A 24,797-nucleotide genomic window follows, 5' to 3' on the forward strand; every position below is an offset into this window, starting at 1 on the left:
CGAAAGCAGCAGAAGGGCGGGCAGGATAAAGGAGATCGGCGGTTTTTGCTGCCTGGGCGGCTTTGCGCCGACGGGCCAGGGGGCACTGGGTTTTCAGGAGCCTTAAGTTCAGAGCGGCTCACTCCCTGTTGGCTGGCGCAATCGGCAGTCAGGGTGAGGTCGATCCTGCGGCCGCTGCGGTCCGCCTGGAAGGCCCTGTCATCGGGCGCAAGGGGCGGGTCCCCGGCCTTTGCTCCAGCGCTGTCCAGCTCTGCGAGACTGTGCGCATGAATGGCCAGGCTCACGTCAAACGCCGATAGCACCTGCGGCTGGCCATCTTGAATGGCGCACTAACGCGCTTCTGCCAGAGGGACGATCTGTTCCCCGTCAAATGCTTGCATCGTGCAGTGCTTTAGCCAGTTGGCGAAATGCCGCGGGATGCCTGGGATTCCTGGCGCCATCCCGCATCGATTCCAGGCTGTGATGTTCAAGGGTCATTTTCACCGCCTTGGTGGAGGTCCTGCCCAGCGGGTTGCTCAGGTCGAGGTCGCTCTCCAGTGTCGCTATCAGGTAGGCGCCCTGGTGGCTCCACTGGTTGAAACGCATTACGTGCCGGTCATCGAGAATCACGGCGCCTTCTTTCTTGTCGCCCGAGAAATAAAACGCCAGTTGCGAAGGGGGAATGTTGTCCCGTGCCGCGAGGCGTTTCCTGTACTTGAGCATGGACGTCAGGCGGGCCCCGGGAGACAGGTTGAAGCCACTGCCGACCAGCTGACGATCACGGAAGTAGCACTTGAACCCCACCTCCAGTGTTCGCTGGTGATGGCGTGTCGCGCAGTTTTTTTCATACAGGTGGAAGTCCCGGGGATCGCCCACTCGTTCATAGCCTTTTGCCGCAAGTTCAGCGGCAGAGAAACGCTCCAGGCCAAACAGCGATGAATGCTTGAGCGTTGCATCCTGCAGGTGCAGGCAGACCAGTTCGGTAACGGTGATGGATCTCATGGGGCTACTCGGTCGAGTGGATGTTTGGGGCCGACTTCCTGCAACTGGCCAGGGCCCAGGGTGTAGTCCAGGTTCCGGGCCTTGTGGTGAAAGTGATCCCGGGTCGACCCGGCGCGCGCTGCCGTTTGCCGATCGGGCCTGGCAGAACGCCAGCGCCATGGGATCGATGCAGGTGTTGGCGGTAAAGCGGCCAACGGTGATGACTCTGATGGTTCCGGGGCGCCCACCTTAAAAGCACCGCAGCCAATTGACCAATGGAAATCCAGTCGTCCGGCGATCTCGAAAAGGCATGGCTGTGGTTGCGCAAGTGCCTGGGGCGGGCCCTGGGGCAAATTAATACGCAAACTGGCGGTTTTGGCCCGGGTTGCTAACCTCATGGCAGCTAATGCTTCTCATCAGGGAATCGAGGCCTTGAATGGATGTAAGGGTTTGGCAGTCATGAGCGCATTGCTCGGCGTAACGGCAGGAGCCGCTGACTTGCAGGTGCAGGTCCGGGTCGATGTGGCGCGTGGTTGCCAGTTGGTAGGGCAGCAGCGCGAGGCGGGGGTGGCCCAGCTCGGCACCCTGGACTTCGGCACCACCGCGCGCCTGGATGACGCCCGCGGCCCGTTGGGTGCGGCGCTGGGTGGCAGCCGCCAGCCACGCCTGGAGTGCAATCCCGATACCCCCTACCAGTTGCGCATCGATGGCGGCCTGCACGGCGGCGTCGGCGAAGTGCGCTACCTGGCTGGTGCTGATTCTGCCGGCAAGCCGATCCCTTACCGCCTCTACCAGGACCCGGCGCGGCGTATCCCGTTGCCGGTCAATGTCCCGGTCAGTGGCCGGGTGCCGGATTCCGGCACGGTGGACCTGCCCTTGTACGGGCGTATCGAGCCCTTGGCCGAGATTCCGCGGGCCGGGGGTTATTCCGATGTGTTGAAGGTGACCCTGACCTGGTAGCCAGGGGCATCGACGCTGTCGCGGGGGATCTCGCGCAGAACAGGAACAGCCGCTGCAAGTGCACGGCTCAAGTGGGAGTCCTGATGGAACCGGGATGGGTGCAATGAAAGGCAAGGCCTGGACGATCATCGCCCTGGGTTCGCTGTGCCTGGTGGTCGAGGATGCGCAAGCGGCCATCAGCGGGCAGATCCAGGCGCGCCTGGTGATCACCGCCAGTTGCCAGGTCAGCAGCGGTGGTTCCGCCACCCACCCCGTCACGGATCCGGGCATGCTCGACTTCGGCCAGCAAGGGCCGACCTGGGTCAACCCCATCAAGGCCAGCCTCACCAACGATGCCGACGGCCAGTTGCAGGTGGCCTGCAATCCCTCGGTCACCGGTTTCACGGTGAGCATCAACGGCGGCCTCAACGGCGACGGCACGACCCGGCGCCTGAGCAACGGCCGCCAGACCATCCCTTATCGATTGTTCGTCGATGCCTCGGGTAGCGATAGCTACAGCATCGGCCAGCAGCGCAATTTCGCAGTGAGCAGCGGCAGCCGGATCCCCATTCCGGTGTTCGGCTCGGTGGTCGCGAATACCCGCGCGGTTCCGGCAGGGGTCTACACCGACACCCTGACCATCACGCTGGATTGGTAAACCACGAGAGGACGTACATCATGCACGCGCTTGTATCCCGAATCGGCTGGCCATTGCTGGGCCTGCTCATGGCCTCCACGGCCCATGGGGCGACCACGGTCACCGGCCAGATCACCTCGACCCTGATCCTCACCAGCAGTTGCCAGGTCAACGGGGTGGGCGGCACCACCGGCTTGAACTTCGGGGCCCTGAACTTCGGCACCACCAACAGCCTGTTCACCACCGCCAGCGGCCAGGTGCTGGGTGGCGGTGGCGGTGCCTTGTCGATCCTCTGTTCGGCCGGCACCACACCGAGCATCACCGTGCAGGGCGGCAGCAACGACGGCAAGTCCACCGGCGGCACCCGGGCCTTGTACGACGGGGTGGGCAACTACGTGCCCTATGACCTGTATACCGATGCCGGGCATTCGCAGATCCTGGCGATCAATGGGGTGATCGCCCTGGCGCCGAGCACCGGCGTGGCCCAGACGGTCAACATCTATGGCCAGGCAGTGGGCAAGGCCGGGCTCCCAGCGGGCACCTATACCGACACGGTGTCCGTGCAATTGACCTTCTGATGCCATGGCTCGCCATGGTCATGCGCTGCTGGCGCTGATCTGTGCCGCTGTCTGGCCCGGCTGGATCGCCGCGGCCACCAGCCAGAGTTTCCAGGTCAGTGCTACCGTCGTTGCCGGGTGCCTGGTGGTGGGGGGCGCGAGCAACTACGGCAGCCTGGCGTTCGGTACGCAGTCGGCGTTGTCCACCGCCACGGTGAACGTGGCCCTGACCGGTGGCGTGCAGTTGCAGTGCACCCCGGGGGTGACCTTGAACATGACGGTGGACGGCGGCCAATACAACAACGGCGGGCGGAACATGCAGATTGCCAGTGGTACCGCCCGGGTGGCCTACAAGTTGTTCCGGGATGCGGCCTACAGCCAGAGCCTGGGGATCGGCCAGAGCGTGGCGGTGGCCTACAGCGATGCCAATAACATCAGCCTGCCGATCTATGGACAGGTGCAATTGCCGGGCAATCAGCCTGGGGGGACATACAGCGATGTGCTGCAGGTGCAGCTGTCGTGGTGATGGGGCGATTCAAGGACCAGCCGGCAGGCGGACAAGGAGTAGCAGTATGCGTTTATCTGTACGGGGCCTGCGGGCCTGCGGTTACCTGGTACTGGCCGGGCTGTTGTCCAGCGCCCCGGGAGCCTGGGCTGCCAGTTCGGTGTTGATCTGGCCCATCGACCCGGTGCTGGAGGCCGACCAGCAGGCCAGCGCGTTGTGGCTGGAGAACCGTGGCAGCGAGACCGCCAACCTGCAGATCCGGGTCTTCGCCTGGAGCCAGAGCGATTTTGCCGACCAGTACCAGAACCAGCGGGATGTGATCGGCAGCCCACCGGTGGCGAAGATCGAGCCCGGGCAAAAGCAGCTGGTGCGCCTGACCCGTACCCGGGACATCCCGCCGGGCCAGGAGCTGGCCTATCGGATCATCATCGATGAAATCCCTTCCGCTACCCCTCCAGGCCCCCAGAGCGATGCCAAGAGTGTGGCCGCGATTCGTTTCCAGATGCGTTATTCCGTGCCGCTGTTCGCCTATGGTGCGGGCTTGTGGAGCAAGGAAGACACCACCCGGGCCAGGGACCCCAAGAGCATCGGCGTGCCCAACCTCAGCTGGCGCAAGGTGAACGCCGATGGCAAGACCTTCCTCGAAATGCGCAACCAGGGCGCGGTGCATGCCCGCCTGACGGATGTCGCCTTCAAGCAGGGCGGGCAGAACCGCCCCCTGGCGCCGGGCCTGTTGGGCTATGTGTTGCCTGGAGCGGTGATGCGCTGGCCGCTCTCGGAAACCCTGGCCGGCGATTCGAACCTGCAACTGCGGGTCAATGGCGCGCCGCAGTTCCAGGACCTGCCACCTTCACGCTGAACGGCGCGAAGATCGCCGCCCGGATGTCGGCGGCAAGGAGGAGGCAAGGACGGAGGCGCGGGCGTTAGCCCATGCGCCCAGGGATGGAGAGGTCCATGGATGGACTTGAACCGCTCATGAGCCAGGATCCGGCTCGTCGCTCTTGGTACTGGAAAAGGCTGCTGGCTGGCTTGTGGGGCTTGCTGCTGGCGGCCCCGATCCAGGCTGGCGAGCTGCCTCCACCGCCCAGCAGCCTGGAGTCGATGGCCGATGCGCAACTGTTCCTGGAGTTGGTGATCAACCAGATGGATACGGGCAAGGTGGTGGCGGTGGAGCAACGTGCAGGGCGGTTGTTCATATCGGCCAGCGCCTTGCGCGAGACGGGCATCAAGCTGGCGCAGCAACTGGAGAGCGAAGTCGATCTCGAAGCCTTGCCGGGGCTGCATAGCGATTACGACAGCCAGGGCCAGCGCCTGTTGCTGAACGTACCGCCGGACTGGTTGCCGGAGCAGTTGATCGGCAGCCGCCAGGCCTATCCGCGGACCCCGGCCCTGAGCAGCTTCGGCGCGTTGCTCAACTATGACCTTTATTTCAACGACACCGACGACGGCGGCAGCTACCTGGCCGCGGGGAACGAGCTGCGGCTGTTCGATAGCTGGGGCACGCTCTCCAACAGCGGGCAATACCGGCGGACCCTGTCCGGGGCCCGCAGCGCTTCGCTGAACAACGGCTATCGGCGCTACGACACCACTTGGCGCTTCTCCGATGACGAACGCATGCTGACCTACGAGGCTGGCGACCTGGTCAGCGGCGCCTTGCCCTGGAGCAGCTCGGTGCGCCTGGGCGGGGTCCAGTTGTCCAGGGACTTCGCCGTGCGCCCGGACCTGGTGACCTATCCCTTGCCGCAGTTCGCCGGGGAAGCGGCAGTGCCCAGCTCGGTGGACCTGTTCATCAATGGCTACAAGGCCAGCAGCGCCGAACTGCAACCTGGGCCCTACACCCTGACCAACATTCCCTTCATCAACGGTGCGGGGGAGGCGGTGGTGGTCACCACCGATGCCCTGGGACGCCAGGTGTCCACCACCGTGCCGTTCTATGTCACCAGCAACCTGTTGCAGAAGGGCCTGACGGACTTCTCGGTGGCCGCCGGTACCTTGCGTCGCGACTACACCCTGCGGGACTTCGGCTACGGCCCCGGCGTGACCTCCGCCAGCCTGCGCCACGGCCTGAGCGACAGCCTGACCCTGGAAAGCCATGCCGAGGCCTCGCAGTCCCTGGCCCTGGGCGGGCTCGGCGGCAACCTGCGGCTGGGCCAGTTCGGGATCCTCAACACCGCCTTCAGCCAGAGCCGCTTCGACGGCAATGGCGGCCAGCAACTGAGCTTCGGCTACCAGTACAGCAGCCAGCGCTACAGCCTGTCCTACCAGCGCGTGCAGCGCCGCGACCGGTACGCCGACCTGACGGTGGTGGATAGCCCCTACACCAGCCTCAGCCAGCGCAGCGAGCAATTGACCCTGAGCCTGAACCTGGAGCGTTTCGGCAGCCTCGGCGCCGGTTACTTCGACGTGCGCGCCGCCGATTCGACCCGCACCCGGCTGCTGAACCTGACCTGGAGCAAACCGCTGTGGCGCAACAGCAGTTTCTACCTGTCGGCCAACCGCGAGATCGGCGAACGCCAGTGGGCGATGCAGGCCCAGTTGGTGGTGCCCTTCGACATGTATGGCAGCCTGAGCTTGAGCAACGAGCGCAGCAAGGCCGGGGAAAACCGCCAGCGGGTCAACTTCAGCCGCTCGGTGCCGCTGGAGGGCGGGCTGGGCTACAACCTCGGCTACGCCACCGGCGATGGCCCGGACTACCGCCAGGCCGACCTGACCTGGCGCTTGCAGTCGGTGCGCCTGCAAGCCGGGGTCTATGGCACTCGCGAGGCCGAGACGCGCTGGGCCGATGCCAGCGGTTCGCTGGTCTGGATGGACCGCGAGGTGTTCGCCGCCAACCGTATCGACGATGCCTTCGTGGTGGTCAGCACCGGTGGCTACAAGGACATCCCGGTGCGCTACGAGAACCAGCTGGTGGGCCAGACCGACCAGAATGGCCACCTGCTGGTGCCCTGGAGCAGCGCCTACTACCGGGGCAAGTACGAGATCGATCCATTGAACCTGCCGGCCAACGTGCAGAGCCCGAACGTCGAGCAAAGGGTCGCGGTGCGCCGTGGCAGCGGCTACCTGCTGGAGTTCCCGCTGACCCGGGTGATCGCCGCGAGCATCGTCCTGGTGGACGCTCGCCAGCAGGAACTGCCCCTGGGCAGTAGCGTCATCCACCAGCAGAGCGGGGCGCGGGCGGTGGTCGGCTGGGATGGCCTGGTGTACCTGGAGAACCTCTCGGCGCATAACACCCTGGAGGTCGGCCTGGCCGATGGCAGCCATTGCCAGGCGCAGTTCGACATCGACCTGGAGCAACAGCAGATCCCGCTGATCGGCCCACTGGCTTGCCAGTAGCCGCGTAGCCACCACAGGAGGACGACAGATGAATGGATTCAAGGCCGGCCGGGGCCGGGCATGGGGACGATGGGGCCTGGGCTTGCTGGCCTGGCTGCTGGCCCTGCCGGCCCTGGCGCTCTGTTCCACGGTCAGCACCACCCCGGCGGCGTTCGGCACCGTCAGCTCGATCCTGGTGCGCACCACCTCGCAACCGGCCTCCACCACCAATGCCGGGCTGCGGTGCACCGGCTCGCTGTTGTCGCTGCTGGTCACCACCGACCACTTCTACGCCACCATCACCTCCAGTACCAGTGGCATGGTCGGGCCCACCGGCGATGTCATCAACTACACCCTGTATGCCAACAACAGCACCAGCTATCCCATCACCCGGGGCGTGGCCTTCGACTTCGCGCGCAATTCGATCATCGACCTGCTGGGCCTGCTGGGCAGCCCCACGGTGGCCAAGACGGTACCGATCTACCTGGGCACCGTCACCGGCGGCAATGTCGCGGCGGGGGTCTATACCGAGAACCTGAGCATCTTCTGGAGCTGGAACTATTGCTCGGGGATCGGTGCCCTGGGTATCTGCCTGGGGCGGGATGTGGGCAGCGGCACCCAGAGCCTCACGGTGAACATGACGGTGTCCAACGACTGCGTGATCACCGCACCCAACATCAGCTTCGGCAGCGCACCGGTGATCAGCGCCTTTGCCACGGTCAGCGGGCAGACCATCAACCTGGCCTGTACCAAGGGCAGCGCCTACACCGTGGGCTTGAGCGACGGCCAGAACCCGATCAGCGTTGGCGGTCGGCGGCGCATGGTCTCCGGCGGCAACTTCCTGGCCTACGACATCTTCAAGAGCGCCGGAACCACCCGCTGGGGCAGCGTCGGCAGCGCCCGGCGTTCCAGTACCGATGCCGAGGTCAACCCCGGCAACGGCCTGGGCACCGGCAGCCAGGTGTTCAACTACAACGCCAGGATCTATACCGACCAGAGCACGCCGCCGGCCGGTACCTACCTGGATAACGTGGTGCTGGACGTGGGTTTCTGAGCGTCAGGCGCTTTCCAGCGGGCAGGGCTGGCTGGCGCGCGGGCGCTGCGGGGCCAGGCTCCACAGCCAGTAGCCCAGCGCTATCGCGTTGATGCCCGCGCCCAGCAGGCAGACGCCGGTCCAGCCGGCCCAGGCGTAGGTACTGGTGGCGGCGATGGAGCCCGCGGCGCTGCCGATGGAGTAGAACAGCATGTAGCCGGCCGCCAGGCGACTCTGGGCCTCGGGTCGCACACTGTAGATCAGGCTCTGGCTGGTGACATGCACGGCCTGCAGGCCCAGGTCGAGGCCGATTACCCCAGCCAGCAGGGCCCACAGCGACCATTGGGTCAGGCCGATGGGGATCCAGCAGAGCAGCATCAGGCCCAGGGCCAGGCCGCTGGTCCATTGCGCCAGGCCCCGGTCGGCCAGCTGTCCGGCCCGTGCCGCACCCAGGGCGCCGGCGGCCCCGGCCAGGCCGAACAGGCCGATCTGGGTGTGACTGAGCGACAGCGGCGGGGCGCTCAGGGGCAGCACCAGCGGCGTCCATAGGGTGGTGGCCGCGGCGAAGATCAGCATGGCCAGCACGGCCCGGTCACGCAGGATCTTCTCCTCCTTGAACAAGCACAGCAGCGAACCCAGCAGTTGCAGGTAGCCCTGGGCTGCCGCTGGTCGCTGCACGGCCGGCAAGACCCGCCACAGGGCCAGGGCCACCATCAGGGTCAGTCCGGCGGACAGCAGGTACACCGAACGCCAGCCCGCCAGGTCGGCCATGCCCCCGGCCACGGTACGCGCCAGCAGGATACCCAGTACCACGCCACTGGTGACCACGCCGACTACCCGCCCGCGTTGTTCCGGTTGCGCCAGGTTGGCGGCGTAGGCCACCAGGACCTGGGTCACCACCGCCAGCAAGCCGACGCCCGCCATGCCCAGCAGCAGCCAGGTACCGTTCGGCGCCAGGGCCACGACCAGCAGCGCCAGCACCGAGAGCAGGGTCTAGGTGACGATGAGCCGGCGGCGGTCGAGCAGGTCGCCCAGGGGGACCAGCAACAGCAGGCCCAGGCCGTAGCCCACCTGGGTCAGCGTGATGACGATGCCCACGGTGGCCGGGGCCAGGCCGAAGCTTTGGGCCATGGCGTCCAGTAGCGGCTGGGCGTAGTAGACGTTGCCGACCGCCAGGCCGCAGGCGGTGGCGAATAGCAGCACCACTTTAGATGAGAGCGTTGAGGCGGCGATGGTGGGCGAATCGGCAGGCATGGCAGGCTCCGTTTTGGTTGCTTTATGAAACCAGTTGTACGGTAATAATCTTGGTTTTATATTGCAACCAGTTTCCCGGGCTTATCGGAGTTTCCCAACCATGGTCAAACGCACCCGCCTGCAAGACGCTGAATGCCCGGTGGCGCGCTCACTCGACGCCATCGGCGATTGGTGGTCGTTGCTGATCGTGCGCGATGCCTTCGACGGTATCCGCCGTTTCGGCGAGTTCCAGCGCAACCTCGGCATGGCCAAGAACATCCTCGCCGCGCGCCTGCGAACCTTGGTGGAGCACGGGGTGTTGGATGTGGTGCCGGCTTCCGACGGCAGCGCCTACCAGGAGTACGTGCTGACGGATAAGGGCAAGGGCCTGTTTCCGCTGATCATCGGCTTGCGCCAATGGGGCGAGGCGTTTTTCTACGAGGAAGGGGAGGCGCATTCGCAACTGGTGGATCGCCAGACCCGGCAACCGCTGCGGGCGCTGGAACTGCGTTCTGCCGACGGTCGGCTGCTGGGGCCGGAGGACTGCCTGCGGATACCGGTGGCTTGAGACCGCGACGACTGCGCGAGTGGCTCGCGCAGTCGTGGGTTGCGCTCAGCGCAGGCTGTCCACCAGGTCGGCCAGGGTGCTCAGCACATCCTTGCCCAGCTGCATGGAGCGCTTGCCGGACCAGCCGGTGAGCGGGTTGGGCGCGTCGTCGTGGTCCTTGAACGGCATTTCCAGGGTCAGCGCCAGGCAATCGTATTTTTCCCCGACGGCATTGCAGGCCAGGGTCATGTTGGCCTGGCCGGGATTGTCGCGGGTATAGCCGTGGGTGGTCTGGAAGTCCCGGGTCTTGTGCTTCAGGTGGCTGCGAAAATGTTCTTCGAGCTTGGCCAGGCGCGGGGTGTAGCCCGGGTTGCCTTCACATCCGGCGGTGAATACATGGGGAATCTCCTCGTCGCCATGGACGTCGAGGAACAGGTCGACCCCGTACTGTTCCATCTGCTGCTGGACGAACAGCACTTCCGGGCTGAGCTCCTGGCTGGCGTTCTGCCAGGCGCGGTTCAGGTCCTGGCCCTTGGCGTTGGTGCGCAAGTGGCCGTGGAAGGCGCCGTCCGGGTTCATGTTCGGCACCAGGTACAGGTCGGCCTTGGCCAGCAGGGCGTTGAGCTCGGCATCGTCGTGGCGTTGCAAGCGTTCGATCACGCCCTCCATGAACCACTCGGCCATGTGCTCGCCGGGGTGCTGCTGGGCGATGATCCACAGCTTGCGCTGGCCGGGGGCGCCGCTGCCCTTGCGCAGCAACTGGATGTCACGGCCTTCGACGCTCTTGCCCACGGCCAGCAACTCGGTGCCGGCCTTGGTCAGGGCCTGGTCGATCAGCCAGTCGTGACGGCCACGGCTGTAGGGTTCGAAGTAGGCGAACCAGGCGTGGGTCTGGGTGGCTTCGAGATTGAAGCGCAGGGCGTCGCCTTCGAAGATCGTCGGGACGCGAAACCAGTTCACGTGGTCGTAGGAGGCCACGGCGTGGTAGCCGGTCCAGGCCTTGTTGTAGGAAGACTGGCTGGCATTGGTCAGGCGGAACCAGTGTTCCTGGCCGACATGCAGGCCGCTGACCTTGAAGTGAAACCACTGGAAGTGCGGGCTCTGGGTATCAGGGCGAATGGCCAGCTCTACCTGGAGCGGGTTGCTGGTGTCCAGCACGTTGATGTTGCCGCTGTCGAAGTCGGCGCTGATGTGAAAAGAAGAGTGATTGCCCACGGTCATGGTCGGTTCCTGAACAGGATTGTTGTGACCGCTACTCTACACATCGGAGGGGGTAAAAGAAGGGGGGCGTCGTCCTTGACGCCGATGAAGCTTAGTGTGTATGCGATTGATTCTCAAGCGCTACTTTAGGAATTGTGCGGCTTCCAGCACGGCCCTTTGCTTGCAAAAGGGCATTCTTTTGCTATCATCGCCGCCATTATTTTTGCGTCACCACGTCTTCATTAGCCTGAAGCCAAGCCAGCATGACTGGCAAAAAAAGACCCGGCGAAAAAGCCGGGTCAAAAACCGTGATTAGCCTGATGAGGAGATAATCCAGAGGTCCGACCTAAGGTCCTTTGGATCATCGACCGATCTCGCGATCAGTTGCTTTCAATAATAATCATTATCATTTGCAAGTCAAACGTTTTTCCCTGCCTGCTCGAATTTTTTTCATCCTGGATTGCCCTGCACCCGTTTCGGGCTGGCGGGGTGTCTGCATTTCAAGCGATTTCATGCCGCTGGCCTTCCAGGGACTTGTCCACCAGGGCCTTGGCCAGATCGATCATATGCACCACCGAGAACGCCAGGTCCCGATTGGGCCCATGCAGGTTGTCGGCCGCGTCGTAGGCTGTGGCGGCCGCGCAGCGCAGCAGGTCGGAGGCATGGATCATGGCTTCCTCGCTGCTGAGGCTGCTTCTTATCTCGAAGAATTTCTCCTCCTTGTTGATGCTGCCGTGGGGCGGCTCCATAGGGTGGTCCATTGCTCGTCGCATTGCATGCTTGCCCGCAAGTGAGCTGAATGTGGCCTCTGTATCGAGTTCCGGCACGTCCTTGCTGCTTGTGTTCATGGGTTCTGCCTTGTCTTGAGAAAATGAAAAGAGGGGGGCAGGCACAGATTAATACTTATTGTAATTGTGACGCCATTTCAAATACTACAACTTGTGTGTTGAGGCGGAAAATACACAACGTATTGTTCCGCCCATGGATAAATGGATCGAGTTGGTCAAGGCCAACATGAAAGGCCGCAAGGTCACGCAGGAGAAGCTTGCCGAGCGCCTGGGCATGTCCCAGGGCGGCATTGGCCATTGGTTGAGCAAGCGGCGCCAGCCCAAGATCGAAGACATGAACCGGGTGCTGGAAGAGATCGGCATGGGCTTTCTCGAAGTGGTGCTGGTGGTCCGCGAAAAACCCTTGGTCAATGACGATGGCGAGCCCCTGGAGCAGGAACCTTCGCTGGTGGATAGGTACAACCCGTACTTCCGTTATCCGGTCAGTGATTGGCGCAGCGCCGGCGAAGTCCGTGAGGATGGCCAGCCGAGCTATGTGCCGGAGCGCTACGAATTGTCCGACTACCAGGCCCAGGGCGCGGCGTTCTGGCTGATGGTGGTGGGGGACGCGATGATCGCGCCCAGCGGCATGAGCATCAGCCAGGGCATGCTGATCCTGGTGGACCCGGCCATCGCGGCCGAGCCTGGCAAGCTGGTGGTCGTGCAGTGTCCCGGCAGCGCCGAGGCGCTCTTTCGCAAGTTGGTGCAGGAGGGCGGCCAGCGGTACCTGGCGCCGCTCAACCCGACGTACCCGAAGATGCTCTACAGCGATGAGTGCCGGATCATCGGCGTGGTGGTGCAAGCGACCGCGAAGTTCTGAAGACGCAGGCGCCCTCAGTCGACAAAGCCCCTTCCTGGTTTCAGGAAGGGGCTTTTTGCATCCGGGGCTAGCCCATGGTGCGGTGGTGGTCGCAGCGTTCGCGCAGCCCGCCTGGCGGCGGGCCTTGCCCATCAGGCTGGCTGTTCCAGTTCCACCAGTGCACTGCCTTCGCTGACCATCTCGCCTTCCTGGCAATACAGCGCCTTGACGATACCGGCGTGGGGCGCGCGGATGCTGTGTTCCATCTTCATGGCCTCGAGCACCACCAGTTGCGCGCCGGCTTCGACGCTTTGCCCGGCTTCCACCAGGACCCGGACAATACTGCCGTTCATGGGGGCGGTGAGGCCGCCGTGCTGGCTGTGGCTGGCGTCGGCCGCGACGATCGGGTCGTAGGTCGTGATGCTGCGCATCTCGCCCTGCCAGTGCAGGTAGAGGGTGTCGCCGCGACGGATGGCCCGGTGCTCGCGGCGCACGCCCTGGTGCTCCACCAGCAGGCGTTCACCCTGCAGGCGGTGGTCGGCGCCAAGGGTCTGCAGGTTGATGGCCCGGTCCTGGCCGTCGGCGCTCAGGTGCAGGGCGACCTGCGCCGGCAAGCCGCTGCGCCAGCCATCGACCGCCGCCCAGGGCGAATGCGGATCGTCCTGGCGCTCGCGCCGCACCAGGCTCTGGCTGTAGGCCTGGGCCGCCGCCTGCCAGAAGTCCTCGTCCAGCTCGCGGGCCGCCGGCAGCAGTTGCTCCTGGTAACGCGCAATGAAGCCGGTATCCAGTTGGGCCTCGGCGAAGGCCGGGTGGGCGATGATCCGGCGCAGGAACGCCAGGTTGGTCTTCAGGCCGCCGATGGCGAACTCGTCGAGCATGCTCAGCAGGCGCAGGCGAGCCTGTTCGCGGTCCTCGCCCCAGGCGATCAGCTTGCCCAGCATCGGGTCGTAGAACGGCGATACGCTGTCGCCTTCCTCGACGCCGCTGTCCACGCGCCGGCCAGGGCCATTGGAGGATTCACGATACAGCTCCAGGCGGCCGGTGGCCGGCAGGAAGTCGTTGCCCGGGTCCTCGGCGTACAGGCGCACTTCGATGGCATGGCCCAGCAGTGGTACCTGGTCCTGGGTCATGGGCAGGGTTTCGCCACGGGCCACGCGGATCTGCCAGGCCACCAGGTCCAGGCCGGTGATGGCCTCGGTGACCGGGTGTTCCACCTGCAGGCGGGTGTTCATCTCCATGAAGAAGAATTCGCCGCGGGCGTCGAGCAGGAATTCCACGGTGCCGGCGCCGACGTAGCCGATAGCCTGGGCCGCCCGTACCGCAGCCTCGCCCATGGCCTTGCGCAGCTCGGCGCTCAAGCCGGGGGCCGGGGCTTCTTCCACCACTTTCTGGTGGCGACGCTGGATCGAGCAGTCGCGCTCGTTGAGGTACAGGCAGTTGCCGTGCTGGTCGGCAAAGACCTGGATCTCCAGGTGCCGGGGCTTTAGCAGGTATTTTTCCACCAGCATCCGCGAATCGCCGAACGACGACTGTGCTTCACGCTGGGCCGAGGCCAGGGCTTCGGCCAGCTGGCTGACGTCTTCCACCACCTTCATGCCCTTGCCGCCGCCACCGGCGGTGGCCTTGAGCAGCACCGGATAGCCGATGCGCTCGGCGGCGCTGCGGAAGGTTTCCAGGTCCTGGGCCTCGCCGTGGTAGCCCGGCACCAGCGGCACACCGGCGGTTTCCATCAGGGCCTTGGCCGCCGACTTGCTGCCCATGGCGTCGATGGCCGATGCCGGTGGGCCAAGGAAGATCAGCCCGGCGGCCTCGATGGCCCGGGCGAAACCGGCGTTCTCGGAAAGAAAGCCATAACCGGGGTGGATGGCCTGGGCGCCGCTGGCCTTGGCGGCGGCGATCAGCTTGTCGATCTGCAGGTAGCTTTCGCTGGCCTTGCTGCCGCCCAGGTCCACGCGGATATCCGCTTCACGGCTGTGGCGGGCATCGCGGTCGGTGGCGCTGTGCACGGCCACGGTGGTCAGGCCCAGGGCCTTGGCGGTGCGCATCACGCGGCAGGCGATCTCGCCGCGGTTGGCCACCAGCAGGGTATCTAGGATCGGCGCGCTCATCAGCGGGACTCCTTGGTCGTGGTCTCGGTCTGCCAGCTTGGCGGGCGTTTCTCCAGGAACGCCCGCAGGCCTTCCTGTCCTTCGGGGCTGACGCGGATCCGCGCGATGGCGTTCTCGCAATAGCGTCGCAGGGCGGTGGTCAGGGCGCCGTTGCCCACTTCGCGCAACAGGTCCTTGCTGGCACGCATGGCCTGGGGGCTGTTGAGCAGCAGGTTGTCGATCCAGCGGGTGACGTGCTGTTCCAGATCTGCCGCCGGGTAGCTCTCGGCCAGCAGGCCGATGTCCCGCGCACGCGGGCCGTCGAAGCGCTCGGCGGTCAAGGCATAGCGCCGGGCAGCGCGTTCGCCGATGGCCTGGACCACGAACGGGCTGATCACCGCCGGGGCCAGGCCGATGCGCACTTCCGACAAACAAAATTGTGCGTCGTCGCTGGCGATGGCCATGTCGCAGCAGCTGATCAGGCCCAGGGCGCCGCCGAAGGCCGCACCTTGCACCACGGCCAGGGTCGGGATCTTCAGCTTGGCCAGGTTGTACATCAACTCCGCCAGTTCCCGGGCGTCGTCGAGGTTGGTGTTGTAGTCCAGCTCGGCCGACTGCTGCATCCAGGCCAGGTCGGCGCCGGCGCTGAAATGCCGGCCACGGCCGCGCAGCAGCAGGAAGCGCAGGCTGGGATCGCCTTGCACCTGGTCCAGGGCCAGGATCAGCTCGCGGATCATCTCGGCGTTGAAGGCGTTGTTCTTTTCTTCACGGCTGAGCCACAAGGTGGCGAAGCCACGAGGGTCGCGCAGCAGTTCCAGGGTATTGAAATCGCTCATGATCTTCTCGCGCAGGATTACATGCGGAACACGCCGAAACGGCTCTGTTCGATAGGGGCGTTGAGGGACGCGGACAACGCCAGGGCCAGCACCTCGCGGGTCTGCGCCGGGTCGATGACGCCGTCGTCCCACAGCCGGGCGCTGGAGTAGTAGGGGTGCCCCTGGTGCTCGTACTGGTCGAGGATCGGTTGCTTGATCTGGGCTTCCTGGGTCGCGTCGAACCCCTGTCCGCTACGTTCCGCCTGCTCGCGCTTGACCTGTACCAGCACGCCGGCGGCCTGCTCGGCACCCATTACGCCGATCCGCGCGTTGGGCCACATCCACAAGAAGCGTGGATCGTAGGCGCGGCCGCACATGCCGTAGTTACCGGCACCGAAGCTGCCACCGATGATCACGGTGAATTTCGGCACCTGGGCGCAGGCCACCGCCGTCACCAGCTTGGCGCCATGCTTGGCGATGCCGCCGGCCTCGTATTTCTGCCCCACCATGAAGCCGGTGATGTTCTGCAGGAACAACAGCGGGATGCCGCGCTGGCACGCCAGTTCGATGAAGTGCGCGCCTTTTTGCGCGGCCTCGGCGAACAGGATGCCGTTGTTGGCCAGGATCGCCACCGGGTAGCCGTGCAGGTGGGCGAAGCCGCACACCAGGGTGGTGCCGAACAGCGCCTTGAATTCATCGAACAACGAACCGTCCACCAGGCGCGCGATGACTTCGCGCACGTCGAACGGCTGCTTGGGATCGGCCGGCACCACGCCATACAGCTCATCCCGAGCATACAGCGGGGCGATCGGCGTGCGTTGCTGCAACTGGCCCTGCTTGTGCCAGTTGAGGTTGGCCACGCTACGGCGCGCCAGGGCCAGGGCGTGCTCATCGCTCTCGGCATAGTGGTCGGCCACGCCGGAAACCTTGCAGTGCACGTCGGCACCGCCCAGGTCTTCGGCGCTCACCACCTCGCCGGTGGCGGCCTTCACCAGCGGCGGGCCGGCGAGGAAGATAGTGGCTTGCTCGCGGACCATGATCGCTTCGTCGGCCATGGCCGGTACGTAGGCGCCGCCGGCGGTGCAGGAGCCCATGACCACGGCGATCTGCGGGATGCCCTGGGCGCTCATGTTGGCCTGGTTGAAGAAGATCCGCCCGAAGTGCTCGCGATCCGGGAACACTTCGTCCTGGCGGGGCAGGTTGGCGCCGCCGGAGTCCACCAGGTAGATGCATGGCAGGCGGTTCTGCAGGGCGATGGTCTGCGCGCGCAGGTGTTTTTTCACGGTCAGCGGGTAGTAGGAGCCGCCTTTGACCGTGGCGTCGTTGGCCACGATCATGCACTCCACGCCTTCTACCCGGCCGATACCGGCGATCACCCCGGCAGCGGGCACGTCCTCGCCGTAGACCTCGTAGGCCGCCAGCGGGCTGACCTCCAGGAACGGCGAACCGGGGTCGAGCAGGCGGTTGATCCGCTCGCGGGGCAGCAGCTTGCCGCGTGAGGTATGGCGTTCCTGGGCCTTGGCGCCGCCGCCTTGCTGGACCTGGGCCAGCAGGGTATGCAGGGCGTCGACCTGGGCCGCCATGGCGCTCCAGTTCTGCGCGAACTCTGGTGATTTAGTGTTCAACTGTGACTTCAGGATCATCATGACTCCTCGCGCAGAATCAAGCCTCAAGCTTCAAGCTGCAAGAATGTTCAGTGTTGTGGCTGCAAGCGCGCATCGCTGTTTGTCTTGCTGCTTGTAGCTTTCTGCTTGAAGCTGCTTCAGCGGGTTTCGTTGAACAGTTCGCGGCCGATCAGCATGCGGCGGATTTCGCTGGTGCCGGCACCGATCTCGTAGAGCTTGGCGTCGCGTAGCAGGCGGCCGGCCGGGAATTCGTTGATGTAGCCGTTGCCACCCAGGATCTGGATCGCATCCAGGGCCATCTGGGTCGCACGTTCTGCGGAGTAGAGGATCACCCCGGCGGCATCCTTGCGGGTGGTCTCGCCACGCTCGCAAGCCTGGGCCACGGCGTACAGGTAGGCGCGGCTGGCGTTGAGCTGGGTGTACATGTCGGCGATCTTGCCCTGGATCAGCTGGAACTCGCCGATGCTCTGGCCGAATTGCTTGCGGTCGTGGATGTAGGGCACCACCAGGTCCATGCAGGCCTGCATGATCCCGGTCGGGCCGCCGGAGAGCACCACGCGCTCGTAGTCCAGGCCGCTCATCAGGACCCGCACGCCGCCGTTGACTGCGCCCAGCACGTTCTCTTCCGGCACTTCGACGTCATCGAAGAACAGCTCGCAGGTGTTGGAACCGCGCATGCCCAGCTTGTCGAACTTGTTGCTGCGGCTGAAGCCTTTCCAGTCACGCTCGACGATGAACGCGGTGATGCCGTGGGGACCCTTTTCCAGGTCGGTCTTGGCGTAGATCACATAGGTGTTGGCGTCGGGGCCGTTGGTGATCCAGGTCTTGCTGCCGTTGAGTACGAAGCGGTCGCCGCGCTTGTCGGCGCGCAGCTTCATCGACACCACGTCGGAGCCGGCGTTGGGTTCGCTCATGGCCAGGGCGCCGATGTGCTCGCCGCTGATCAGCTTGGGCAGGTACTTGCTCTTTTGCTCGTGGTTGCCGTTGCGGTTGATCTGGTTGACGCACAGGTTGGAGTGGGCGCCGTAGGACAGGGCCACCGAGGCCGAGCCGCGGCTGATTTCCTCCATGGCCACCACATGGGCCAGGTAACCCAGGCCGGCACCGCCGTATTCTTCCGGCACGGTGATGCCCAGCAGGCCCATGTCGCCGAACTTGCGCCACATGTCGGCGGGGAACAGGTTGTCGGCGTCGATCTGTGCCGCCCGGGGCGCCAGTTCCGCCTTGACGAAGGCCTGGACTTGTTGACGCAGCATGTCGATGGTTTCACCGAGGGCGAAGTTCAGGGTCGGGTAACTCATGGCGGGGCACCTTCAAAATTTGTTTTTGTCGAGGGAACGAGACGCGGAGAGCAGCGCTGCCAGGCTCTCACCTTTACGTTAACGTAAACCTGCCTCGGATGGCTGTCAATCACCCTTTACGTAAACGTCAACTTGCGCCAGAGTAACCGGGCTTTCGCTTGGAGCCCGGCTTGTTCGCGCCATCGGCCTGGCTCCTGAACACCCACTAATAAAGACAATAGGGGGCGTCATGGAACACTCGGGTTCCCAGCCGGATCGCAGCTATACCCGTGGTACGCAAGACCGCGCCTTGCTGGCGCAGACCATTGGCCAGGCCTTCGACAACACCGTTGCCGCCCATCCCCAGGGCGAGGCGCTGGTGGTCCGCCACCAGCAGTTGCGCTACACCTGGCAGCAACTGCGCGAGATGGTCGACCTGCATGCCCGGGCCATGCTGGCCCTGGGGCTCAAGACCGGCGATCGCCTGGGGATCTGGGCCCCCAATTGTGCCCAGTGGTGCATTGCCCAGTTCGCCAGCGCCAAGATCGGCGTCATCCTGGTGAACATCAACCCGGCCTACCGCGCCGCCGAACTGGAGTACGTGCTCAAGCAGTCCGGCTGCCAATGGCTGATCTGCGCCGGGGCCTTCAAGACTTCCGATTACCACGGCATGCTCCAGGGGTTGCTGCCGGAACTGGCCGAACAGTCCATTGGCCAGTTGCACAGCCAGCTGCTGCCAGAGTTGCGCGGGGTGATCAGCCTGGACGCCCGGCCACCGTCGGGCTTCCTGCCGTGGTCGCAGCTCAGCGACCTGGCCGCCGGCGCCAGCGCCGAGCAGTTGCAGGCCCGCCAGGACAGCCTGGATTTCGACCAGCCAGTGAATATCCAGTACACCTCCGGCACCACCGGCTTCCCCAAGGGCGCGACCCTGAGCCACTACAACATCCTCAACAACGGCTACATGGTCGGTGAGAGCCTGGGCCTTACCGCCGCCGATCGGCTGGTGATCCCGGTGCCGTTGTATCACTGCTTCGGCATGGTCATGGGCAACCTGGGTTGCATCACCCATGGCAGCACCATGATCTATCCCAACGATGCCTTCGACCCGCTGCTGACCCTGGGGGCCGTGGCCGAGGAGCGGGCCACCGCGCTGTATGGCGTGCCTACCATGTTCATCGCCATGCTCGACCAGCCCCGGCGCCACGAGTTCGACCTGGCGAGCCTGCGCACCGGGATCATGGCTGGCGCCACCTGTCCGATCGAAGTGATGCGCCGGGTGATCAGCGAGATGCACATGAGCCAGGTGCAGATCGCCTACGGCATGACCGAGACCAGCCCGGTGTCGCTACAGACCGGACCTGCCGACGAGCTGGAACTGCGGGTGACCACCGTGGGCCGGACCCAGCCGCACCTGGAAAGCAAGATCATCGACGAGGCCGGCAACGTGGTGCCGCGAGGCACCATCGGCGAGCTCTGTACCCGGGGCTACAGCGTGATGCTCGGCTACTGGAGCAATCCCGAAGGCACTCGGGAGTCCATCGACCCGGCCGGCTGGATGCACACCGGCGACCTGGCCACCATGAACCCGCAGGGTTACGTGTGCATTGCTGGGCGTAACAAGGACATGATCATCCGCGGTGGCGAGAACATCTATCCGCGGGAGCTGGAGGAGTTCTTCTTCACCCATCCGGCGGTGGCCGATGTACAGGTGGTGGGGGTGCCATGCGCCCGTTACGGCGAGGAGATCGTGGCCTGGATCAAGTTCCATCCCGGACACGCGGCCAACGAACTGGAGTTGCAGGCCTGGTGCAAGGAGCGCATCGCGCACTTCAAGACGCCGCGTTACTTCAAGTTCGTCGAGGAGTTCCCGATGACCGTCACCGGCAAGATCCAGAAATTCCGCATGCGGGAAATCAGCGCCGAGGAACTGCGCGAGCACCTGGGCAGGGGCTGATCGTCTTGGGTGCGTGCATCGGTCCCGGTGCACGCAGCTGGGGCGGGCAGGGTGCAAAACACGAAAGGCAGGAAGCACAAAGGGGAGCCGAGGCTCCCCTTTAATTTGTCGTTGCGTGCTCTTTTTTTATTATTGAGGGGCGGCCTGTTGTTGTTTTTGTCGACCGTGGCCCTTTACCGCTGTTTTGGGCGATCCCCATCCGGGATCAAGAGCAAACGTATTTTTTTGAGCGCTGATCCAATGTGTCGCCAAGGCGATCCAACCGGTTCGGGAGCTACCTCGAGGGTAGTTTTATTGTTCTCTGACCGATTGCGGATGGCTCTTGCAAGCCGTCCCGCACAGTGCACCTTCTCCAAAAAAATCTGTTAGCTGCGTCTCTGCCGTGTTGTTTTTGTTATGTCAGAGTCGTTTCGTCTTATTTTTATTAGGTTTGCAGCTTTTTATTCTTGTTATGCCATAGAGATAGCAGAAGCCGTGCCAACTTTTTAAATTTCTTTAAAATCAATGGTTTAATAATTTTGTAAGACAATCTGTTCCGCAAAAAAATCAACAAACTGTTTCCGTGTTACTCGTTCCCGCCCCATTCCAGAGCGGCCGGTAACACACCGGCCGCACACTCTGCTCAGCTGGCACTGCGCGCCTTGGCCACCCGCGAGCCGGTGGCCCGGCCGAGCACTTCGCTGATGCGGTTACCGGCGGCGATCAGGCGGTCCATGTCGATACCGGTGTGGATCCCCAGGCCGTCGAGCAGGTACAGCACGTCCTCGGTGGCGACGTTACCGCTGGCGCCCTTGGCATAGGGACAGCCGCCCAGCCCGGCCACGGAGCTGTCGAACACCGCGATGCCTTCTTGCAGGCTGGCGTAGATATTGGCCAGGGCCTGGCCATAGGTGTCGTGGAAGTGCCCGGCCAGCTTGTCCCGTGGGACATTCGCGGACACTGCTTCGAACATCCGCCGGGTAGCGCCGGCGGTGCCGGTACCTATGGTGTCGCCCAGGGACACTTCGTAGCAGCCCATGGTGTACAGCTCGCGGGCCACCAGGGCCACTTGTTCGGGGGCGATCGATCCTTCATACGGACAGCCCAGCACGCAGGACACATAGCCGCGCACGCTGATGCCGTGCTGCCGGGCGGCCTCCATGATCGGCGCGAAGCGTTCCAGGCTCTCGCTGATGGAGCAATTGATGTTGCGCTGGGAGAAGGCTTCCGAGGCGGCGGCGAATACCGCTACTTCCTTGACCCCGGCCGCCAGGGCATCCTCGAAACCGCGCAGGTTCGGTGCCAGGGCGCCGTAGACCACGCCCGGCTTGCGCTGGATGCGGGCGAACACTTCGGCCGAGCCGGCCATCTGCGGTACCCACTTGGGCGAGACGAAACTGCCGACTTCTATATAGCCCAGGCCGGCCTCGGTCAGGGCGTCCACCAGGCGCACCTTGTCGTCGACGCTGATGGGCTGGGCTTCGTTCTGCAGGCCGTCGCGGGGGCCGACTTCGACCAGGCGTACGTGGCTGGGGAGGGACATGGGGTTCACCTTCTCTCAAGTGATGACGGGGAGCGCTGCGCACCGGGTGGCCGCTGGCGTCATTGGGCGGTGTTGTTCTGACTCTGGAGGGTCTGTTGCAGCGCCTGGGTGCAGCGCTCCTCGGCGGTATCCAGTTCCAGTTTCATCTGTTCGATGTCCAGCAGTTGCTGTTCGAGCTGTTCGCGGCGCTCGGCGATCTTGGCCAGCATGCTGTGCAGTTGCTTGAGATTGCCGCTGGAAGGGTCGTAGAGCTCGATCAGTTCGCGACATTCGGCCAGGGAGAAACCGATGCGCTTGCCCCGCAGGATCAGTTTCAGGCTGACCTTGTCCCGTGGCGAATAGATGCGCTCCTGGCCCCGGCGCTCGGGGGCCAGCAGGCCTTGCTCCTCATAGAAGCGAATGGCCCGGGTGGTGATGTCGAGCTCGCGGGCGAGGTCGGAGATGCTGTAGGTCTGGCTGCTCATGGAGGCGCTCAAGTAGGACTTGGCGCTAAGCTAAAGGCAGGTTGACGTATACGTCAAGCAGTGCCCTTGCATCGAAGGTACGCTCCTGGCGGCCCGGCCCGGAAGCGGATCCGCCGGCGGTTCGCGCTCAGACTGCTTGCTGGTCGAGTTTTTTCTCGTGGGCGGCGACCTGCTGGCACAGCTCGATCATCTGCTCGCGCATCCAGCGGTTGGCCGGGTCCTGGTCGGTGCTTTCGTGCCAGTAGAGATGGGTTTCCACTGGCGGCACGTCGTTGACCGGCAGGTTGAAGGCCTGCAAGTCGTGGCGTCTTGCAAAACGCGCCGGCACGGTCATGACCATGTCGGTCTGCTGCAAGACCAGGGAGGCCATCAAGTAATGCTGGGAGCGCAGGGCGATCTTGCGCTGGATGCCCATCTTGCCCAAGGCCAGGTCCACATGGCCGAGGCCGCTGCGACGGCTGGAAATATGGATATGGGTCAGGGACAGGTAGTCGTCCAGGGTGAACTTTTCCTTGCCCGCCAGCGGATGGCCCTTGCGCATGGCGCAGACATAACGGTCTTCCATGAGCTTGACGTGACGCACCTGGGGGTCGGTGTTGAGCGGCGCATCCACGGCGAAATCCAGGCGTCCGGCCGCCAGTTCCTTGGTGGTTTCCCGGCGCTTGGAGAGGAAGCTCTCGATCGCCACCGTTGGTGCCAGGCGCCGCAAGCGCTGGAACAGCGGCGGCAGGATCACCGCCTCGGTCAGGTCGGTCATGCTGATGCGGTAGGTCTTCACCGCCTGCAGGGGGTTGAAGATCCGGCTCTCCTGGACCGAGACCCGCAGCAGCGACAGGGCGTTGCGCACCGGCCCGATGATGTTCTGCGCCATGGGAGTCGGCACCATGCCCTGGGCGGTCCGGACGAACAGCGGGTCATTGAAGGTTTCGCGCAGGCGGGCCAGGGCGTTGGACACCGCCGGCTGGGTGATGCCGACGATCTGGCCGGCGCGGGTCAGGTTGGCTTCGGTGTAGATCGCGTCGAAAACGATGAAGAGGTTGAGGTCGACCTTGCTCAGATTCATGGCGCTGCACTCTTATTGTTGGCCTCGCAAAGGGGCCATTGGGGCACGTGAGGGGGCGGCTTGGAAGCCTGCAGAATCAGCCGATCATATATCGGTGATGAATGTTAATACATGCTGAGAATAGGCTAGGTAAATTTTCGTAGCTGAACTAGCATCGATTTCAGTCCCTCCACACCCGTTTTCACAGAGGTAGAGCTGCCCATGGAATTCGCCTATTCCCCCAAGGTCCAGGAACTGCGTGAGCGCGTCACCGCGTTCATGGATGCCTATGTTTATCCGGCTGAAGCGGTCTTCGAGCGCCAGGTTGCCGAAGGCGACCGCTGGCAGCCGACCGCCATCATGGAAGAGCTCAAGCTCAAGGCCCAGGCCGAAGGGTTGTGGAACCTGTTCCTGCCCGAGTCCGAGCTGGGGGCCGGGCTGACCAACCTGGAATACGCGCCGCTGGCGGAAATCATGGGGCGCTCGATGCTCGGTCCGGAACCGTTCAACTGCTCGGCTCCCGACACCGGCAACATGGAAGTGCTGGTGCGGTATGCCAACCAGGAGCAGAAGCAGCGCTGGTTGCAGCCGTTGTTGCGTGGCGAGATCCGTTCGGCCTTCGCCATGACCGAGCCGGACGTGGCATCGTCCGACGCCACCAACATGGCGGCCCGGGCGGTGCGCGATGGCGACGAGTGGGTGATCAACGGCAAGAAATGGTGGACCTCGGGTGCATGCGATCCGCGCTGCAAGATCCTGATCTTCATGGGCCTGAGCAACCCGGATGCGCCGCGCCACCAGCAGCACTCGATGATCCTGGTGCCGGTGGACACCCCCGGGGTGAAGATCATCCGCCCGCTGCCGGTGTTCGGTTACGACGACGCTCCCCACGGTCACGCCGAGGTGGTGTTCGACAACGTCCGCGTGCCCTATGAAAACGTGCTGCTGGGCGAGGGCCGGGGCTTCGAAATCGCCCAGGGGCGCCTGGGCCCGGGCCGCATCCACCACTGCATGCGCTCGATCGGCATGGCCGAGCGCGCCCTGGAATTGATGTGCAAGCGTTCGGTGAACCGTACCGCGTTCGGCAAGCCACTGGCGCGGCTGGGGGGCAACATCGACAAGATCGCCGACTCGCGGATGGAGATCGACATGGCGCGCCTGCTGACCCTCAAGGCCGCCTACATGATGGATACCGCCGGTAACAAGGTGGCCAAGAGCGAGATCGCCCAGATCAAGGTGGTGGCGCCGAATGTCGCCTTGCGCGTGATCGACCGGGCGATCCAGATCCATGGCGGGGCCGGTGTTTCCAATGACTTCCCGCTGGCCTACATGTATGCGATGCAGCGCACCCTGCGCCTGGCCGACGGCCCGGATGAAGTGCACCGGGCGGCAATCGGCAAGTACGAGATCGGCAAATACGTGCCCCGGGAACTGATGCGCAGCGGCGGGCACTGATAGC

The 24,797-nt window shown here is 64.4% G+C and carries 21 protein-coding genes and 1 pseudogene; 11 read left to right on the forward strand and 11 right to left on the reverse strand.

From position 1 onward, the window contains the following. Positions 1 to 366 precede the first annotated feature (366 nt). On the reverse strand, positions 367 to 981 hold the full coding sequence (locus CAG11_RS24905) for a hypothetical protein (protein ID WP_085598475.1): 615 nt from the start codon (positions 979 to 981) through the stop codon (positions 367 to 369). Positions 982 to 1,419: 438 nt separating this feature from the next. Here CAG11_RS24905 and CAG11_RS24910 point away from each other — a divergent pair, with 438 nt between their 5' ends. The 7 genes from CAG11_RS24910 to CAG11_RS24940 all read left to right on the forward strand — a co-directional run bounded on the left by CAG11_RS24910 (position 1,420) and on the right by CAG11_RS24940 (position 7,964). Beyond that, a complete protein-coding gene (locus tag CAG11_RS24910; RefSeq protein ID WP_177409175.1) occupies positions 1,420 to 1,920 on the forward strand; it encodes a spore coat U domain-containing protein in 501 nt (166 codons plus the stop codon). A 103-nt stretch (positions 1,921 to 2,023) separates the two neighbouring features. After that, on the forward strand, positions 2,024 to 2,557 hold the full coding sequence (locus CAG11_RS24915) for a spore coat U domain-containing protein (RefSeq protein WP_085598479.1): 534 nt from the start codon (positions 2,024 to 2,026) through the stop codon (positions 2,555 to 2,557). Between the two features lie 20 nt (positions 2,558 to 2,577). Then, a complete protein-coding gene (locus CAG11_RS24920) occupies positions 2,578 to 3,114 on the forward strand; it encodes a spore coat U domain-containing protein (protein WP_085598481.1) in 537 nt (178 codons plus the stop codon). A 4-nt stretch (positions 3,115 to 3,118) separates the two neighbouring features. After that, on the forward strand, positions 3,119 to 3,619 hold the full coding sequence (locus tag CAG11_RS24925; protein ID WP_085598483.1) for a spore coat U domain-containing protein: 501 nt from the start codon (positions 3,119 to 3,121) through the stop codon (positions 3,617 to 3,619). A 46-nt stretch (positions 3,620 to 3,665) separates the two neighbouring features. After that, positions 3,666 to 4,457: a molecular chaperone gene (locus CAG11_RS24930; protein ID WP_085598485.1), complete on the forward strand. Its 792-nt coding sequence runs from the start codon at positions 3,666 to 3,668 to the stop codon at positions 4,455 to 4,457. Between the two features lie 116 nt (positions 4,458 to 4,573). After that, positions 4,574 to 6,931 (forward strand): fimbria/pilus outer membrane usher protein, encoded by a 2,358-nt coding sequence (locus tag CAG11_RS24935; RefSeq protein WP_085598487.1) that lies wholly within the window; start codon positions 4,574 to 4,576, stop codon positions 6,929 to 6,931. 28 nt (positions 6,932 to 6,959) lie between these two features. Next, complete coding sequence (locus CAG11_RS24940; protein ID WP_085598489.1) at positions 6,960 to 7,964, forward strand: spore coat U domain-containing protein; 1,005 nt, start codon at positions 6,960 to 6,962, stop codon at positions 7,962 to 7,964. A gap of 3 nt (positions 7,965 to 7,967) precedes the next feature. Here the strand turns inward: CAG11_RS24940 and CAG11_RS24945 are convergent. Then, positions 7,968 to 9,197, reverse strand: a pseudogene (locus CAG11_RS24945) (MFS transporter). A gap of 100 nt (positions 9,198 to 9,297) precedes the next feature. Here CAG11_RS24945 and CAG11_RS24950 point away from each other — a divergent pair. Next, positions 9,298 to 9,744: a helix-turn-helix domain-containing protein gene (locus CAG11_RS24950; RefSeq protein WP_053136683.1), complete on the forward strand. Its 447-nt coding sequence runs from the start codon at positions 9,298 to 9,300 to the stop codon at positions 9,742 to 9,744. Positions 9,745 to 9,789: 45 nt separating this feature from the next. Here the strand turns inward: CAG11_RS24950 and CAG11_RS24955 are convergent, their stop codons facing one another. Beyond that, positions 9,790 to 10,944, reverse strand: a complete 1,155-nt coding sequence (locus tag CAG11_RS24955) for a M14-type cytosolic carboxypeptidase (RefSeq protein WP_085598491.1) — start codon at positions 10,942 to 10,944, stop codon at positions 9,790 to 9,792. Between the two features lie 479 nt (positions 10,945 to 11,423). After that, on the reverse strand, positions 11,424 to 11,771 hold the full coding sequence (locus tag CAG11_RS24960) for a DUF6124 family protein (protein ID WP_031320150.1): 348 nt from the start codon (positions 11,769 to 11,771) through the stop codon (positions 11,424 to 11,426). Between the two features lie 133 nt (positions 11,772 to 11,904). On the opposite strand from CAG11_RS24960, the gene CAG11_RS24965 reads away from it, so the two are divergent. Next, positions 11,905 to 12,570, forward strand: a complete 666-nt coding sequence (locus CAG11_RS24965; protein WP_022639684.1) for a LexA family transcriptional regulator — start codon at positions 11,905 to 11,907, stop codon at positions 12,568 to 12,570. 131 nt (positions 12,571 to 12,701) lie between these two features. Here CAG11_RS24965 and CAG11_RS24970 read toward each other — a convergent pair whose 3' ends face one another. The 4 genes from CAG11_RS24970 to CAG11_RS24985 form a co-directional block, all read right to left on the reverse strand. Continuing rightward, positions 12,702 to 14,657: an acetyl/propionyl/methylcrotonyl-CoA carboxylase subunit alpha gene (locus CAG11_RS24970; RefSeq protein ID WP_085598493.1), complete on the reverse strand. Its 1,956-nt coding sequence runs from the start codon at positions 14,655 to 14,657 to the stop codon at positions 12,702 to 12,704. After that, positions 14,657 to 15,472: a gamma-carboxygeranoyl-CoA hydratase gene (locus CAG11_RS24975; RefSeq protein WP_085598495.1), complete on the reverse strand. Its 816-nt coding sequence runs from the start codon at positions 15,470 to 15,472 to the stop codon at positions 14,657 to 14,659. The genes CAG11_RS24970 and CAG11_RS24975 overlap by 1 nt, the downstream gene beginning before the upstream one ends. Before the next feature lie 17 nt (positions 15,473 to 15,489). After that, positions 15,490 to 17,097, reverse strand: a complete 1,608-nt coding sequence (locus tag CAG11_RS24980; RefSeq protein ID WP_053136674.1) for a carboxyl transferase domain-containing protein — start codon at positions 17,095 to 17,097, stop codon at positions 15,490 to 15,492. Positions 17,098 to 17,213: 116 nt separating this feature from the next. Then, positions 17,214 to 18,377 (reverse strand): isovaleryl-CoA dehydrogenase, encoded by a 1,164-nt coding sequence (locus CAG11_RS24985; RefSeq protein ID WP_022639680.1) that lies wholly within the window; start codon positions 18,375 to 18,377, stop codon positions 17,214 to 17,216. A 229-nt stretch (positions 18,378 to 18,606) separates the two neighbouring features. On the opposite strand from CAG11_RS24985, the gene CAG11_RS24990 reads away from it, so the two are divergent. Continuing rightward, positions 18,607 to 20,310 carry an AMP-binding protein gene (locus tag CAG11_RS24990; RefSeq protein ID WP_085598497.1) on the forward strand — a complete coding sequence of 568 codons (1,704 nt, stop codon included), beginning with the start codon at positions 18,607 to 18,609 and terminating at the stop codon, positions 20,308 to 20,310. 622 nt (positions 20,311 to 20,932) lie between these two features. Here the strand turns inward: CAG11_RS24990 and CAG11_RS24995 are convergent. The 3 genes from CAG11_RS24995 to CAG11_RS25005 form a co-directional block, all read right to left on the reverse strand. Next, positions 20,933 to 21,832 (reverse strand): hydroxymethylglutaryl-CoA lyase, encoded by a 900-nt coding sequence (locus tag CAG11_RS24995; protein ID WP_085598500.1) that lies wholly within the window; start codon positions 21,830 to 21,832, stop codon positions 20,933 to 20,935. A 59-nt stretch (positions 21,833 to 21,891) separates the two neighbouring features. After that, positions 21,892 to 22,296: a MerR family DNA-binding transcriptional regulator gene (locus CAG11_RS25000; RefSeq protein WP_022639677.1), complete on the reverse strand. Its 405-nt coding sequence runs from the start codon at positions 22,294 to 22,296 to the stop codon at positions 21,892 to 21,894. Positions 22,297 to 22,423: 127 nt separating this feature from the next. Next, positions 22,424 to 23,359 carry a LysR family transcriptional regulator gene (locus CAG11_RS25005; protein WP_085598502.1) on the reverse strand — a complete coding sequence of 312 codons (936 nt, stop codon included), beginning with the start codon at positions 23,357 to 23,359 and terminating at the stop codon, positions 22,424 to 22,426. A gap of 201 nt (positions 23,360 to 23,560) precedes the next feature. Between CAG11_RS25005 and CAG11_RS25010 the strand changes: the two genes are divergently transcribed. Further along, a complete protein-coding gene (locus tag CAG11_RS25010) occupies positions 23,561 to 24,793 on the forward strand; it encodes an acyl-CoA dehydrogenase (protein ID WP_053136665.1) in 1,233 nt (410 codons plus the stop codon). Positions 24,794 to 24,797: the final 4 nt, after the last annotated feature.

Source organism: Pseudomonas sp. B6(2017) (assembly GCF_002112765.1).
GTDB classification, from domain to species: domain Bacteria; phylum Pseudomonadota; class Gammaproteobacteria; order Pseudomonadales; family Pseudomonadaceae; genus Aquipseudomonas; species Aquipseudomonas piscis.